14 protein-coding genes are annotated in these 14,208 nt (G+C 61.7%); 9 read left to right on the forward strand and 5 right to left on the reverse strand.

Features of this window, described 5'->3' with window-relative positions:
- Positions 1-5 precede the first annotated feature (5 nt).
- Both ligA and NH398_RS03925 read left to right on the forward strand, forming a co-directional pair.
- On the forward strand, positions 6-2,042 hold the full coding sequence (ligA, locus tag NH398_RS03920) for an NAD-dependent DNA ligase LigA (RefSeq protein ID WP_253016667.1): 2,037 nt from the start codon (positions 6-8) through the stop codon (positions 2,040-2,042).
- Positions 2,039-2,311, forward strand: a complete 273-nt coding sequence (locus tag NH398_RS03925; protein WP_044629984.1) for a YheU family protein — start codon at positions 2,039-2,041, stop codon at positions 2,309-2,311. Before ligA ends, NH398_RS03925 begins: the two co-directional genes overlap by 4 nt.
- Here the strand turns inward: NH398_RS03925 and mnmC are convergent.
- Positions 2,305-4,335: a bifunctional tRNA (5-methylaminomethyl-2-thiouridine)(34)-methyltransferase MnmD/FAD-dependent 5-carboxymethylaminomethyl-2-thiouridine(34) oxidoreductase MnmC gene (gene mnmC, locus NH398_RS03930; RefSeq protein ID WP_253016669.1), complete on the reverse strand. Its 2,031-nt coding sequence runs from the start codon at positions 4,333-4,335 to the stop codon at positions 2,305-2,307. The genes NH398_RS03925 and mnmC overlap by 7 nt on opposite strands.
- Positions 4,336-4,494: 159 nt before the next feature.
- The gene (locus NH398_RS03935; protein WP_253016671.1) at positions 4,495-4,794 is read right to left on the reverse strand and encodes a YciI family protein; all 300 of its coding nucleotides are present in this window, start codon (positions 4,792-4,794) and stop codon (positions 4,495-4,497) included.
- 146 nt (positions 4,795-4,940) lie between these two features.
- Here NH398_RS03935 and NH398_RS03940 point away from each other — a divergent pair, with 146 nt between their 5' ends.
- The gene (locus NH398_RS03940) at positions 4,941-5,882 is read left to right on the forward strand and encodes a PHP domain-containing protein (RefSeq protein ID WP_253016673.1); all 942 of its coding nucleotides are present in this window, start codon (positions 4,941-4,943) and stop codon (positions 5,880-5,882) included.
- A 53-nt stretch (positions 5,883-5,935) separates the two neighbouring features.
- Positions 5,936-6,559, forward strand: coding sequence for an L-threonylcarbamoyladenylate synthase (locus NH398_RS03945; protein WP_159341265.1), 624 nt, complete (start codon positions 5,936-5,938; stop codon positions 6,557-6,559).
- 58 nt (positions 6,560-6,617) lie between these two features.
- On the opposite strand, the gene NH398_RS03950 is transcribed toward NH398_RS03945, so the two are convergent.
- The gene (locus tag NH398_RS03950) at positions 6,618-7,523 is read right to left on the reverse strand and encodes an ion transporter (protein ID WP_159341266.1); all 906 of its coding nucleotides are present in this window, start codon (positions 7,521-7,523) and stop codon (positions 6,618-6,620) included.
- Positions 7,524-7,564: 41 nt separating this feature from the next.
- On the reverse strand, positions 7,565-8,464 hold the full coding sequence (locus NH398_RS03955; protein WP_253016675.1) for a CYTH domain-containing protein: 900 nt from the start codon (positions 8,462-8,464) through the stop codon (positions 7,565-7,567).
- Between the two features lie 136 nt (positions 8,465-8,600).
- On the opposite strand from NH398_RS03955, the gene NH398_RS03960 reads away from it, so the two are divergent.
- From NH398_RS03960 to argA, 3 genes are all read left to right on the forward strand, one after another.
- Positions 8,601-9,281, forward strand: coding sequence for a TIGR00153 family protein (locus NH398_RS03960; RefSeq protein WP_159341268.1), 681 nt, complete (start codon positions 8,601-8,603; stop codon positions 9,279-9,281).
- A gap of 9 nt (positions 9,282-9,290) precedes the next feature.
- Complete coding sequence (locus tag NH398_RS03965; protein WP_159341269.1) at positions 9,291-10,556, forward strand: inorganic phosphate transporter; 1,266 nt, start codon at positions 9,291-9,293, stop codon at positions 10,554-10,556.
- 172 nt (positions 10,557-10,728) lie between these two features.
- Positions 10,729-12,045, forward strand: coding sequence for an amino-acid N-acetyltransferase (gene argA, locus NH398_RS03970; RefSeq protein ID WP_159341270.1), 1,317 nt, complete (start codon positions 10,729-10,731; stop codon positions 12,043-12,045).
- Positions 12,046-12,114: 69 nt separating this feature from the next.
- Here argA and NH398_RS03975 read toward each other — a convergent pair whose 3' ends face one another.
- Positions 12,115-12,969: an SDR family oxidoreductase gene (locus NH398_RS03975; RefSeq protein WP_253016677.1), complete on the reverse strand. Its 855-nt coding sequence runs from the start codon at positions 12,967-12,969 to the stop codon at positions 12,115-12,117.
- Positions 12,970-13,351: 382 nt separating this feature from the next.
- On the opposite strand from NH398_RS03975, the gene NH398_RS16710 reads away from it, so the two are divergent.
- Both NH398_RS16710 and NH398_RS03980 read left to right on the forward strand, forming a co-directional pair.
- Entirely contained in the window at positions 13,352-13,474 is a 123-nt protein-coding gene (locus NH398_RS16710; RefSeq protein WP_285262795.1) for a hypothetical protein, read from the forward strand.
- 200 nt (positions 13,475-13,674) lie between these two features.
- On the forward strand, positions 13,675-14,154 hold the full coding sequence (locus NH398_RS03980; RefSeq protein WP_253016679.1) for a hypothetical protein: 480 nt from the start codon (positions 13,675-13,677) through the stop codon (positions 14,152-14,154).
- Positions 14,155-14,208: the final 54 nt, after the last annotated feature.

Below are 14,208 nucleotides of genomic sequence, written 5' to 3' on the forward strand. Positions count from 1 at the left end.
TCTGAATGAGTCAGCCTGACCCCACCTTGCTGGAAGAGATCAGCCAACTGCGTGCCGATCTCGATGACGCCAATCACCGCTATTACGTCCTGGACGAGCCGACGTTAACCGACGCTGACTACGACCGTAAGCTGCAGCGCTTGACGCAGTTGGAGAGCGATCATCCCGAGCTGATTTCCCCGGATTCGCCCACTCAGCGAGTCGGTGCCGCCCCAGCAGAAGGTTTCCCCGAAGTGGCCCACGCCATTCCCATGCTGTCGTTGGATAATGCCTTTAGCCGTGACGACATAGCGGCCTTTGCCGAGCGCGTCGCGGAGCGTTTGGAGTGCCAAGCCAGCGAGATCGAGTTTAGCTGCGAGCCGAAATTGGATGGCGCAGCGGTATCGTTGGTGTATGAGCAGGGCGTACTGGTCAGCGGCGCGACGCGGGGAGATGGCCGTACGGGGGAAGGCATTACCTCCAACCTGCGTACCCTGCGCTCGGTGCCGCTTAAGCTCATGGGTAAAAGCGTGCCTGAGTTGTTGGAAGTGCGCGGTGAAGTGATTATGCGCCACGTTGGCTTTGAAGCACTCAATGAGCGCGCTAGAGAAGAGGGCAGCAAAGTCTTTGCCAACCCGCGCAACGCCGCCGCTGGCAGCCTGCGTCAGCTCGACCCGCGCATTACGGCGACCCGACCGTTGGAGTTCCACGCCTACCAAGCAGCACGCTTGGAACCCGACTTGGGCGATGCCACCCACAGTGCGCTGATGGCCCGTTTATCCACCCTAGGCTTTCGCACCAGCGCGGAACTGACGACTCTGTTCGGCCCGGACGCGGTGGCCGATTACTGCGAACAGCTCGGTGAAAAGCGCGACCAACTCGGGTATGACATCGATGGCGTGGTGATCAAGGTCAACGACCTGCGCCACCAGCGGGAACTGGGCTTCGTTGCCCGCGCGCCGCGCTGGGCGGTGGCGTTTAAATTCCCCGCTCAGGAGGAAGTCACCACCCTCAACGATGTGGAGTTTCAGGTCGGCCGCACCGGGGCCATCACGCCGGTCGCCCGGCTGGCGCCGGTTACCGTCGCGGGGGTGACGGTTTCTAACGCCACGTTGCACAATGCCGATGAGATTACCCGCCTGGGCGTGATGATAGGCGATACGGTAGCAATTCGCCGCGCGGGCGATGTCATCCCCCAAGTGGTGCGCGTGGACGAGGAGAAGCGCCCGGCGGATGCCCGCGCGATTACTTTCCCCGATCACTGCCCCGTGTGCGGTTCGGACATCGAGCGTCTCGAGGGCGAAGCCGTGGCCCGCTGCTCCGGAGGGCTTTACTGCGCCGCCCAGCGTAAAGAGGCGCTAAAACACTTTGCCAGCCGGAAAGCGCTGGATATCGACGGCCTGGGCGAGAAGCTGATTGAACAGTTAGTGGATCAGGAGTGGGTGAAAACCCCTGCCGATCTATTTCATCTCAGCGTCGATCAGTTGAAGAGCCTGCCGCGCATGGGCGAAAAGTCCGCCACCAACTTGGTCAACGCGCTGGAAAAGGCCAAGCAGACCACGCTAGCGCGGTTCATCTACGCGCTGGGTATCCGTGAGGTGGGCGAAGCCACGGCGGCCAATGTGGCCAACCACTTCGGTACGCTGCAAGCGTTACAAGATGCCGATCTGGCGGCGCTGGAGGCGGTCAATGACGTGGGCCCCGTCGTGGCGGCGCATATCCACACCTTCTTCCGCCAGCCCCATAACTTGGAAACGCTGCAAGCGTTGATCGACGCAGGCTTGATCTGGCAAGAGGCAGAGGTCACGCAAGGCCCAACGCCGCTGGAGGGCCAAACCTGGGTGCTGACCGGGGCGATGGACAGCATGACCCGCGACGAAGGCAAGGCGCGGCTGCAAGCCCTGGGGGCCAAAGTAGCGGGCAGCGTATCGAAAAAAACCACCTGCCTAGTGGCGGGTGAAGCCGCCGGCAGCAAGCTCACTAAAGCCGAGCAGTTGGGGGTCGAGGTGATCGACGAAGCCACGTTCATCGAGCGTTTAGCCGCCTGGGAGCAGAGCGAATGAGCCGTTTTATCGAAGTTCCGGCGCGCATGCTGCCGCCGGAAACACTCACTGCGCTACTGGAAGCCTTCGTCACCCGCCAAGGGTACGACACCACCGATACCGGAGAAGGGATGAGCGGTTGGGTCGCCGAGCTCAAGCAGCAGCTTGACCGTCACGAGCTGATCATTGCCCACGACCTAGAGCTCGAGATGACCGAAGTAATGACTCTCGCCCAATGGCGCTCCTTTGGGCGAGAGTTGGCGGATGACGAGGAAGAGGGCGATTACTGAGCCCGCACTAGCGCGCTGATCAGCCGCCGCCCTGGATGAAGATGGTCCACCAGCGGCTGCTCGATGGGCAGCGGCTCATCGCAAAGGCGCGATGCGATGACTTCCGCACACAGCGGTGCGCTCGCCAGCCCCCGTGAGCCGTGGGCGGTGGATATCCACAGCCCTGGGTAGTGTTCACCGGGGGTAGACGGCACTTTCGAGGCATCTTTGCGCAGCACGGCATAATCTCGTTGCCACGCCGCCGCGTTGGGCACTGGCCCCGCATAAGGGGTTTTATCGGGGCTGGCGGCTCGTACCGCTGCCCGGCCTTCCAGCGCCTCAGGGCGTAACGCAACGCCGGAGGCCTCAAGCGCGGCCACCCACGCTGGCAGCGCCTGGCGTAATTCGTCGATATTGCGCTGGTGCTCTTCGTCGATGACGTGATTTGTCGCGTCGTTGGGAACGAAGCTCGCACCAAAGGTCAGTACGTTCTCGATGGGCGGCGACACATAGCCTCCCGCGCACACCACTTTATCCGGCGTCTGGGTGCCTTCTGGCAGCGTTAGCTCGCTGACCTGGCCACGTACCTGCTGCAGCGGCAGCTCGGCGGTTTGGGCAAACCGGTTCGCCAGCGACGCCGTGGCGATCACCACGTGGTCGGCCTGTAGCCTCTCCCCGTTGGCCAGCGTGACCTGCCACGACGGTGCATGTCCCGCTGTCTGCGTCAGCCCGGTGACTTCGCCTTGCTGCACGGTAATGCGGTCGTGTTGCAACCACTGCTCGCAGAGTCGCTTTGGCTGTGCCCATCCCGCTTGTGGATAGTAGAGCCCCTGGGAGGCCGAGACCGCCACGCCCGCCAGCTCGCTGAGCGTGTCGGTGCGTGATGCGACGACGGAGGCGGGCAGCGGGTGATGGGCCATGAAGCGCTGTTGGCGCGTGGCCTCTTTGTCGCTGAGCGCCAGTTGCACCACCCCGCACGACCGCCAAAGTGGCGGCTCCTGCGGATGAGCCGCTGCCAGTTGTTCAAACCGTCGCTGGCTGTAGAGAAGCCCCGCTAAATAGAACCGGCTCTGTAGATTGGTATCCACCGCCAGCTTCACGTAGAGCGCCCCCTGGCGATTGCCGGACCCCCCCGCGCCTGGCGCTTCGCGCTCGATCACCGTCACCCGTTTACCGCGCTTGGCCAGCGCCGCCGCCACGCTGCTACCCGCCAGGCCTGCCCCGATGACCACCACATGGGGTGAGTCGTGGTGAGCGGGGGGCGTGAACCAGGGGGTGACACTGCGCCGCGAATCCGAGGGGGGCGTGTCAATACCACCGGCCAGCATCTCTCGCTTACGGCCAAAACCCGGCACTTTCTTCCAGTGGAAGCCTGCCGCCTTTAGACCGCGCTTGACGATGCCCGCGCAGGTAAAGGTAGCGAACGTCGCCCCCGGGCGAGACCGAGCGGCCATGGCCTCGAAGAGCGCCGGTTGCCACATGTCCGGGTTTTTCGAGGGCGCAAAGCCATCGAGAAACCAAGCGTCCACCTGGCCGTCCAGCAGATCGAGTCGTTCGGTGGTGTCGCCAAAGTGAAGGTCGAGGGTGACACGTTCGCTTAAGTGTAAACGGTGAATACCGCTGACCGCGTCGGGCCAAAGAGCGCACAGCGCTTGTGAATAACTCGCCAACGAGGGCCAGGCGCTGAGCGCACGCGTCAACGCTTCCCGGCTCAACGGAAATTTTTCTGTGGATAACAGATGCAGCCGCGCGCCCTCTGGAGCGTGCTGCTCGAAACAGGCCCAGGCGCATAGCATGTTCAACCCGGTGCCAAAGCCCGTTTCGCCGATCACGAACGCCCGCGATGCCTGCCACGCCGCAAAGCGCTCCGGCAGCCGGTTCGCTCCCAAGAACACGTGCTCGGTTTCTGCACGGCCATCCTCACGGGAAAAATAGACGTCATCGAAGGCGTCCGAGTGGGGTGACGTGTCGTTCCAGGTGAGCTGCGGGGCGCTTAATGCCGCCAGCGGTGGCAAGGGTGGGGCTTGAGTCGAGCGTTGAGTCACGCGGGCATCCGTGGGTGATGAATGGTTGGTTAAAAAATGATCAATTTGTTAATCGGGGCGCTATCTCTGGCTTATAGAAAAGCGTCCGCCGGGTTTTCACAGAGTTTTCCACAGGCTCTGTGAAAAAGCGGGCGGACCCTCCACACTCGCCTCAAAGGGTCAAGGCAAAACTTTTTTGAACGGCTTAACAATTACCTTGGCATAGACCCCTGCGATGATGTATGGGTCGGCGTCTGCCCAGGCCTGAGCGTCCTCTAAACTGTCGAATTCCGCCACCACCAAGCTGCCGGTGAAGCCCGCATCGCCGGGGTTATCGGAATCGATGGCTGGGTGCGGCCCTGCCAAAATGAGCCGCCCCTCATCGCGCAGCTCTTCGAGGCGCGCTAGATGGTCAGGGCGAGCCGCCAAGCGGCGCTCTAAGCTGTTGGCAACGTCTTCACTGATAATGCCGTAAAGCATGGGGATAACTCCTTGAAGGCAGGGGCAGTGGCGACGCTGTCGCCCAGGTCAACACATTGACCGCACCCCGGTTAGCGCGCACCATGGCGAGCTTGTTCGTGTTGTACACGCCTATTCTGACAAACTCGCCACACGGCGTCATGCTAATGCCACTACTTCCTAACGCTCTTGCGACTGTACTGCCCACCGCCTTCGATGCCGACCAGCGTTACACGGTGGATCTGCACATGCACTCAACTGCTTCTGACGGAGCGCTTTCGCCTGCTGAACTGGTGGCCTTGTGCGCTGAACGCGGTTTGACCCATATGGCGCTGACGGACCACGACACCATGGACGGCGTGGAAGAAGCGAGCCACGCTGCCCAGCAGGCAGGGCTCTGCCTAGTGCCAGGTTGCGAGTTATCCACTCGCTGGCAGGGCATCAACATCCACGTGGTCGCGCTGGTGCCGGGTGGCCTGCAAGGGCCGTTGATCGACGGGCTCGAACGCCAGCGAGACGCGCGCATCAAACGCGCCGACGTGATCGCCGAGCGGCTAGAAAAAATGGGCCTCCCCAACGCCCTGGAAAAAGCCCGCGCCCAGGCAGGCAGCGACCGCCCGCTAGGGCGGCCCGATTTTGCTCGAGCGCTCGTGGCGGAGGGCGTGGTGGCCGACTGGGCTGGCGCGTTCAAGCGCTACTTGGGCAGCGGCAAGAAGGGCGATGTCAAAGCCCACTGGCCGGAGATCAGCGAAGCGGTCGGGTGGGTCGTCGCTTCTGGCGGGGTGGCCGTGCTGGCTCATCCGCTGCGCTACGGGCTCACTCGGCGCAAGCGCGGACTGTTGATGGATGCCTTTATGGAGGCCGGTGGCCAAGGCGTGGAGCTGGTGAGTGGACAGCAAAACCCCGATACCACCCGCGACCTGGCGCGCCAACTGGTCGAGCGGTCGCTGTACGCCTCAATGGGCAGCGATTTTCACTTTCCCGGTAGCCACGCGGCCCCTGGCAGTATGAGCCCGGTGCCCCGCACCGCCGCGCCGCCGATTTGGCAACACCCCCGCTTGGCGCACCTGCGTGACGCCCCCAGCGGCATGCTCGCCCGCGGGTGCTAAGCGGCGGGATCAGCTACGCTGAAAGACATCCCCATGCTGACCAGGAGTCATCGATGAGCCAATATTTTCAAATACATCCGGAAAACCCGCAAAAGCGGCTAATCGACCAAGCCACCGAGATCATTCGCAAAGGCGGCGTGGTGGCGTACCCCACGGACTCGGGCTATGCGCTGGGCTGCCATCTAGGCGAGAAAAAGGCCATCGAAAAGATCAAATGGCTGCGCTCGCTGGATGACAAGCATAACTTCACCCTGGTGTGTTCGGATCTCTCGGAAATTGGCACTTACGCCAAAGTGGATAACGCCGTGTTCCGGCTGCTGAAGGCCCATACGCCCGGCCCCTACACCTACATTCTGGATGCCACCACCGAGGTGCCGCGCCTGCTGCTGCACCCCAAACGTCGCTCCATCGGCGTGCGGGTGCCCGACCACCGGATTACCCATGCGCTGCTCGAAGCGCTGGGTGAACCGCTGATGAGCGTGACGCTCATTCCCGTGGGTGAAGCGCTGCCGATGAGCGACCCCGAGGAGATTCGCGACCGCTTTGGCGCTCACCTCGACCTGATCATCGACGGCGGCGCTTGCCACCTCGATCCCACCAGCGTGATCGACCTGCGTGAACTGCCGCCGAAAATCGTGCGGGAAGGGCGTGGCGACATTACGCCGTTTCAAGATTGACACGCAAACGCGTCTACACGACGGGGGCGCTTAGCGCCCCCGTCGTCTTGCCAGAGCGCTACGAATCGCTCGGGGCTTCGTCGTCGGGATCGTCATCCTTTTTCTGCGCTTTCTTGCGCGGGTCTTCGCTATTTTCATCCAGCCAGGTGCCGCAGCGCAGACAGTAGCGGGCGCGCTTTTCATGGCGGTCATGGCCACACCCGGGGCAGGCCTCTTCCGAATACCGGTCTTCACGAATCGAGCGAATCACCTGGGCAGAAAACACCCCGGTGGGCACGGCGATGATCGAGTAACCAATCAGCATCAGAATGACGGTAATCGCCTTGCCCAGCGACGTGGCCGGCACGATATCGCCATAGCCCACGGTGGTCATGCTCACGATGGCCCAGTACATCGACATGGGAATGCTGGTAAAGCCCGCTTCCGGCGATTCGATGGTGTACATCAACGCGGCAAACAGCGTGACGACCATGAGAATGCTGCTGAAAAAGAGCAGAATTTGGCGCAGGCTGCGCTTGAGTGCATCCAGCAGTAGCCTGCCTTCCCCCACGAACTCCATCAGCCGCAAAATGCGGAAGATGCGCAGCACGCGCAGAATTCGCACGATCACCAGCCCATGCGCCCCCGGCACCAGTAGCACCAGCCAGGTAGGGATGATCGCCACGACATCGACGATACCGTAAAAGCTCTTGAGGTAGACCGTGGGGCGCTCCAGGCAGTAGAGGCGCACCAGCAGCTCCAGGCTAAACAGCAGCGTGAATGCCCACTCGATGTAGAAGAAGATATGCCCGTAACGCTCGGCATAGATCTCGATGCTGCCCAGCAAAATCACCGTCACGCTCAGCAGAATAGCGACGATCAGCGCAATGTCGAACGCCTTTGCCCCCGGCGTATCGGATTCGAAGATAAGGTGGAACAGCCGGGTGCGAAGTCCGTCGGCACCGGGAGTGAGAGGAAAGCTCATCGCGTCATCCTGAAGTAGGCTTAATCAATCGTGCAGTGTCGTTAGCGTAGCGCGGTTTCGTGAGCCAAGCGACGGGCCAGATTTAACGCAGCCACGCCATACGCGGTGGATGGCATGCCTTGGCTATCCAGCGCGCTAGGCAGCGTGGCGGCCTCGCTTCGTGCTGCGCCATCGAGCTGCGGATGCTGGGCCAGCGCATCCAAGGCCTGCTGTGCGGCGCTGAGGTGCGCCGCGTCTTGGCTGTCGTGGTAGGCATCCAGCGCGACAGTGGCGCGGTGTAGCCATTCGGCAGGGCGCGTTGCGGCGGGTAGTGGCCACTGCTGGCGCCCAAGGGCGTTGCCACGCGCCGCCTTGCTGGTATCGGAAGGGCGCAGCGGTACGTCGCTGGCCAGCTCGACGGCGAGCGTCCATAGCGCCGCAGGGTCGCCCGCTTTCAGCTCCAGCTCCACCTCGCAAATGGGCGCACGCGCGCGACCGCAGACGATCTCCCCTTCATCCAGCACCAGCTCGATATGGCTGCCTTGCCATACCAATGGCCAGCTACGGCGTGTGAAATCGGTGCTCAATGTGGGGCGCAGCGCCGCAATGCACTCGCCCAGCGCGCCTTGAAACGGCGGCAGCTTGGCCAGTGCCGCTTGGTCTAGGTCGGCGGTCGGTACAGGCCACTCCCACTCCTCGCGGCTAGAGAGCCCGCCGCCGCCCTGGCCCGCCGTTTTGACGGTTTGCAGCACCTGCTGGTCGATGTTGCGCAGGCGTACGGCCACCTGCGCGGCGGCAAGATCGCCCGCCGGGGTGTCAAAGTAGGTGTTGGCAAGCCGCTGCTGAACCGGCTGCGTGCCCGCAAGGACGGAGTGGTGTAACAGCGCTGACAGCTGGCTGGGCGGCAGTGCCAGCTTGAGTTCCACCTCGGTGGGCGCTGGTGCGTTGGTTGACTCTTTCATGACAATCGCCACCTCATTATTGTGACATTTTGGTTAATTTTTGATGACATTGTGAACTTTTCATGACGGCGGCGGACGCACTCTTTATACTGGCGCCCGCCATTTCCAGGCTCCCCGAAAACAGGCTAAAGGCTATATGGTAACCTCCAACCCTTTTTCCGCGATGTTTGGCCGCTCGCCATTCCAGCCGTTGCTGGCCCACATCGTCAAGGCCAATGAATGTGCCGACCAACTGCTGCCGTTCTTCGAGGCAACGCTGGCCGGTGATTGGGACACGGCAGCGGAACTGCGCGAGAACGTCACGCGCTTAGAGCATGATGCCGACACCCTGAAGACAGAGCTGCGGCTGAACCTGCCGAACACCATGTTCCTACCCGTCTCGCGCTCCGACCTGCTCGATTTGATCAGCGTGCAGGACAAAATTGCCAACAAAGTGCGCGACATTACCGGCATCATGCTGGGCCGTAAAATGCGCGTGCCCAACGAACTGGCCGAGCCGATGCGCGACTACATGCGCACCAGTGTGGCCTGCGTGGCCCAAGCGCGCCAAGCGCTGGAAGAGTTGAAAGACCTGCTGGAATCCGGTTTTGGTCGCAACGTTTCCGATGTCATGCAGAACATGATCCGCGAACTGCACACCCTCGAACACCAGGCCGACAGCCAGCAGGTGGCGATTCGTCGTCAACTTTTCGAGCTGGAGAGCCAGCTACCGCCGGTGGATGTGATCTTCCTTTACAAGATCATCGAGTGGGTCGGTGAAGTTTCTGACCGCGCAGAACGCGTGGGCAGCCGCCTGCAGATTTTGACCGCACGCTAAGGGAACCTCATGCAGATTATTGCCCAGCACGGTGACATTTTTATCATTCTGGCCTGTTTGTTCGGCTTCTTCATGGCGTGGGGCGTAGGTGCCAACGATGTCGCTAACGCCATGGGAACCTCGGTGGGGTCGAAAGCGATCACCATCAAACAGGCGATCCTGATTGCCGTCATTTTTGAATTCTTGGGTGCCTGGCTGGCGGGTGGCGAAGTCACCAACACCATCCGTAAAGGCATCATCGACCCCGAACTGCTTCAAGAAGACCCGCAGCTACTGGTATACGGTATGTTGGCTGCGCTGCTGGCCGCCGGTACCTGGCTGCTGGTCGCTTCCATGAAAGGCTGGCCCGTATCCACCACGCACTCCATCGTCGGGGCGATCGTGGGCTTCGCGGTGGCAGGCTTGGGCGCGTCTACCGTGGATTGGAGCGCGGTGACCAAGATTGCCGCAAGCTGGGTCGTGTCCCCGCTGCTCGCCGGTACCATCGGTTTCGTGCTGTTCAAATCGGTCCACCACCTGATTTTCGAGAACGACAACCCGTTCACCGCCGCCAAACGCTATGTGCCGGGCTATGTGTTCCTGGTCGGTTTCATCGTCGCCATGGTGACGTTGACCAAGGGCCTCTCCCACGTGGGGCTCGACCTCACCTTCAACCAGAGCCTGTTGCTCTCGATCCTGCTGGGTCTGGTGATCATGGGCATCGGCATGCTGATGCAGCGCCGCATCAAGTTCGAAAAGAGCGCCAACGACCATTTTGGTTACGCCAACGTAGAGCGCGTGTTCGGCGTGCTGATGATCTTCACCGCCTGCGCCATGGCGTTTGCGCACGGGTCTAACGACGTGGCCAACGCGGTGGGCCCGCTGGCGGCAGTGATCAGCGTGGTGCAAACCGGCGGCGAAATCGAAGCGTCGGCGCTGGTGCCCTGGTGGGTCCTGGTACTGGGCGGCGGCGGTATCGTCGTGGGCTTGGTGACTTACGGTCATAAAGTCATCGCGACGGTTGGCACCGGCATCACCGAACTCACGCCGAGCCGTGGTTTCGCGGCCACGCTGGCGGCGGCAACCACGGTGGTGCTGGCCTCGGGCACCGGCCTGCCGATCTCGACCACGCACACCCTAGTAGGCGCGGTGCTGGGCGTAGGGCTGGCGCGGGGGATGGCGGCGCTGAACCTGCGCGTGATTGGCACCATCGCCATGTCCTGGCTCATCACGCTGCCCGCCGGGGCTGGCTTGGCCATTCTGTTCTTCTTCATGTTCAAAGGCATGTTTGGTTAATCACCGGATGTCATCGTGCCCGGTTGGCCAAGGCTAACGGGCACCTCCCCAGCGGCACCTTCTCGCAAACGGTCTTTGCATAAGATCTTTGCAACGGAAGGTGCCGCTGTTTTTGGTGCTCTGTTAAAGTAAATAGCGACATCTTCATTCACCTGCTGCCGGAGAGCGGCCCTTGGACACTCGTTTCCCCTTTGTAGATTGGTTTCGTAACGCTTCCCCGTACATCAATGCCCACCGGGGACGAACCTTTGTCATCCTGATCGAAGGCGAAGCCATGGCCTCTGGCCGAGGGGAGCAGCTCATTCAGGACTTGGCGCTGCTACACACCTTGGGGGTCCGCTTGGTCGTGGTGTTCGGCATTCGCCCACAGGTGCATGAAGCGCTGACGGCCGCCGGTGTCGAACCCACCCGAGTGGATGGCCGCTGGGTCGCGGATCGCGCCGTGATGGCCCACGTCGAGCAGGTCGCGGCGCACCAGCGGCTATGGCTGGAAGCGCGGCTTTCTCTTGGCTTGCCCAGCACGCCGCTGCACGGCGTTGAGCTCAGCGTGATTTCCGGCAACCTGGTCACCGCCAAGCCGCTGGGCGTGCGCGAAGGGGTGGATTTTGACCACAGCGGCGAAGTGCGCCGGGTGCGCGCCAGCGCCATCGAGGGGCTGCTGGAAAAAGGCTCGCTCGTGCTGCTACCGCCGCTGGGGTTTTCCAGCACGGGTGAAGTGTTCGATTTAGATGCCTCGGAGGTCGCCCAACACGCCGCCGTGGCTCTAAAGGCCGATAAGCTGATTTTGCTGGGCGAATCAGAAGGGCTGGAGGACGAGCAGGGTGCGCTACTGCGCCAGCTGTCTCCCTTTGAAGCCGAGCCACGCCTGCAGCATGCCGTGCCGGGCAGCGAATTGGCGCGGCATTTAAGTGCTGCCTGCACCGCCGCCCGCGAAGGCGTCGCACGTACTCACTTGCTCTCGTGGCGTAATCACGACGCGCTGCTGGGCGAGCTGTTCACCCGTGACGGCGTGGGCACCATGATTACCCAGCACCGCTACGAGCAGCTGCGCCCCGCCACTCTGAACGACGTAGCGGGCCTGCTGGAGCTGCTGGAGCCGTTAGAGCGGCGCGGCATGCTGGTGGCGCGCTCCCGCGAACGACTCGAACACGAGATCGACGATTACATGGTGATCGAACGGGACGGCATGGTGATCGGCTGCGCGGCGCTCCACGTCTTCCCCGACACCACCGTGGGCGAGCTGGCCTGTGTCGCCGTTCATGGCAACTACCGGGGCGGCGAACGTGGCGAACGGCTGGTGGAGGCCCAGGAGCGCCGGGCACGCCAGCGTGGGCTGTCCGACATGTTCGTGCTCACCACCCACACGGCCCACTGGTTCGTCGAGCGCGGCTTCCGCCCGGCAAGCCTAGAAGACCTGCCGCCGTTGAAGCGCGAAGCGTATAACCACGCCCGTAAATCTAAGGTGCTGGTGAAAAATCTGGCGGGATGAAAGTGAGTGGAAAAAGGTGAATGGTGAGTGGTGAGTGGCCGGGGCGGCTACGCCGCCCCGGAACGCTGCTCAAGTATTGAGTATCACGCCGCCGTTCAAGTGCATGGTTTGGCCGCTCATGTAAGACGACTCCTCGCTGGCCAAGTAGACGTAGGCCGGGCCGATTTCGCTGGGTTGGCCGGGGCGTTTCATCGGCACTTGGTTACCAAATTCCGCTACTTTATCGTCCTCGAAGCTGGCCGGAATCAGCGGCGTCCAGATGGGGCCGGGGGCCACGGCGTTGACGCGAATGCCTCGGTCCATCAGCGACATCGCCAGCGAACGCACCAAGCCCTGAATAGCGCCTTTGGTGGCGGTATAATCGATCAGCGTGTCGTTGCCCTTGAACGCATTGATGGACGAAGTGGCAATGATCGTATCGCCCTCGCTCAGGTGGGGCAGCGCCGCTTTGGTCAGGTAAAAGTGGCTGAAGATATTGGTTTGAAAGGTACGCATGAGCTGGTCGTCGGGGATCTCGGTAATGTCGTCCCAGTCGTACTGCTCGGCGGCGTTATTGATCACGATGTTGATCTTGCCAAACTCCTGCCGGGTACGGCTGACGATCTCCCGGCAGAAACTGGGCGCGGCCACATCGCCTTTCAGCACCAGACAGCGGCGTCCTTCCGCCTCCACTAGCCGTTTGGTTTCCTCGGCATCCTGGGTCTCTTTGAGATGCACGATCACGCTATCCGCGCCTTCACGGGCATAGTGGACGGCCACGGCGCGGCCAATGCCGCTGTCGCCGCCGGTAATGATCGCCACTTTATCCAGCAGTTTGTCAGTGCCGCGATAGCTCTCGCGAATGTACTCCGGCTCCGGGCGCATGACGTGCTCATCGCCGGGTTGCTTGTTCTGGTGCTGTGGGGGCTGCTGCTGTTCGCTCATGTGCGGTCACTCCTTTGCTTGCACGAATCGCTTCGATCTGCCGGCAGGGCCACCCGTCTCCAGGGCGGCTGGCTGCCAGCGGGGAGCTTTCAACGTAGACCAAAGGCGAAGGGAAGGGCAAATGACACAGCGCCAGCGGCGGCTGGCATAGTCAGAATTAATAAAGGCTATTTAAACAGCTCATCTACGGCGCTACAGAGTGGGTTTTGTCGCTAAAGGTATGATTTTTATTATTTTTTGAGCGTTTCTTGTCGCTGTGCTGACGATGAGTGGATTGCCGCGCTGCATGGCAATCAACCTGCCAGCAGCTATAGTGAGGGAGGCCTGTCCCTAGCTATGTGTAGACAGCCACTTTCTCGACCACCAAGGAGTAGGAGGGACTATGTCTCCGGATAAAGACGACCAGAAGAAAGACCAGCGCGACGACCATCACGACGATGCGAACCCCATGCCCGACACGCACCACGTCAATCCGGATAGCGATGACGAGTCGGAGAAAAAGTAAGCCCATACCCGCTACCGAACAGGCGCTGTCAACAGCGCCTTTTTTATGGGCACCGTCAGCGATATGGCTGGCGATCGCCACCTTCTTAACCTTTGTTGCGGCCCAGCATGCGCTGGGTTAATTCGGCGGTGTGGACATGGAAAGGGGCCCCAGGCTCGCTATAGTTCTGGTGAGGTTTCACTGACACGGAGAACGTCACCATGAACGATCAAGGACCCCATCACGACGCCACGGACCATCACACCGGTCATCACCCTGACCACGAAACACTGAAGCAAAAAGGTCAGCAGAGTGCCGATGACATCAAAGAGGCCGCCCGCGAACAGGCCGAAAGTACGTTCGAGCGCCAGCGAGACACCGCCGCCCAGCACACCCATACCTTAGGCACGGTGCTCAAGAACGCGGCGGATGAGTTTGACCGCCAGCAGCAACCCTTCTGCTCGGAACAGGCCCGAAAACTGGCGGACCACACCGAGCGCTTTTCGCAACGCATGCGGGATAAAGACCTTCACAGCCTGTGCCGCGCTGCCGAGGATTACGGCCGCCGTGAGCCTGCCATGTTCATTGGTGGCGCCATTGCCGCGGGCTTTTTGGTCACGCGCTTTCTGCGCAGCTCCCCCGATAAAGCCCCTGCGCCCGCCGCGTCCTCCGAAACGTCGGTTCCCGACCAAACGCTTTAACCAGGTGTTCACCACGCGCTTACATCACACGTCATGCAGGAAGCGGGAGACCAA

The sequence above is a fragment of the Halomonas sp. CnH100-B genome (assembly GCF_024124605.1).
Taxonomy (GTDB): Bacteria; Pseudomonadota; Gammaproteobacteria; order Pseudomonadales; family Halomonadaceae; genus Vreelandella.

Coding starts and splice junctions, on each gene's coding strand:
- NH398_RS03935 (WP_253016671.1), bottom strand. CDS start 4,794: ATGCTTTACGGCATTATCAGTGAAGACGTTGCCAACAGCTTAGAGCGC.
- NH398_RS03955 (WP_253016675.1), bottom strand. CDS start 8,464: ATGAAAGAGTCAACCAACGCACCAGCGCCCACCGAGGTGGAACTCAAG.
- ligA (WP_253016667.1), top strand. CDS start 6: ATGAGTCAGCCTGACCCCACCTTGCTGGAAGAGATCAGCCAACTGCGT.
- NH398_RS03945 (WP_159341265.1), top strand. CDS start 5,936: ATGAGCCAATATTTTCAAATACATCCGGAAAACCCGCAAAAGCGGCTA.
- NH398_RS16710 (WP_285262795.1), top strand. CDS start 13,352: ATGTCTCCGGATAAAGACGACCAGAAGAAAGACCAGCGCGACGACCAT.
- NH398_RS03925 (WP_044629984.1), top strand. CDS start 2,039: ATGAGCCGTTTTATCGAAGTTCCGGCGCGCATGCTGCCGCCGGAAACA.
- NH398_RS03950 (WP_159341266.1), bottom strand. CDS start 7,523: ATGAGCTTTCCTCTCACTCCCGGTGCCGACGGACTTCGCACCCGGCTG.
- NH398_RS03960 (WP_159341268.1), top strand. CDS start 8,601: ATGGTAACCTCCAACCCTTTTTCCGCGATGTTTGGCCGCTCGCCATTC.
- NH398_RS03940 (WP_253016673.1), top strand. CDS start 4,941: ATGCCACTACTTCCTAACGCTCTTGCGACTGTACTGCCCACCGCCTTC.
- NH398_RS03980 (WP_253016679.1), top strand. CDS start 13,675: ATGAACGATCAAGGACCCCATCACGACGCCACGGACCATCACACCGGT.
- NH398_RS03975 (WP_253016677.1), bottom strand. CDS start 12,969: ATGAGCGAACAGCAGCAGCCCCCACAGCACCAGAACAAGCAACCCGGC.
- NH398_RS03965 (WP_159341269.1), top strand. CDS start 9,291: ATGCAGATTATTGCCCAGCACGGTGACATTTTTATCATTCTGGCCTGT.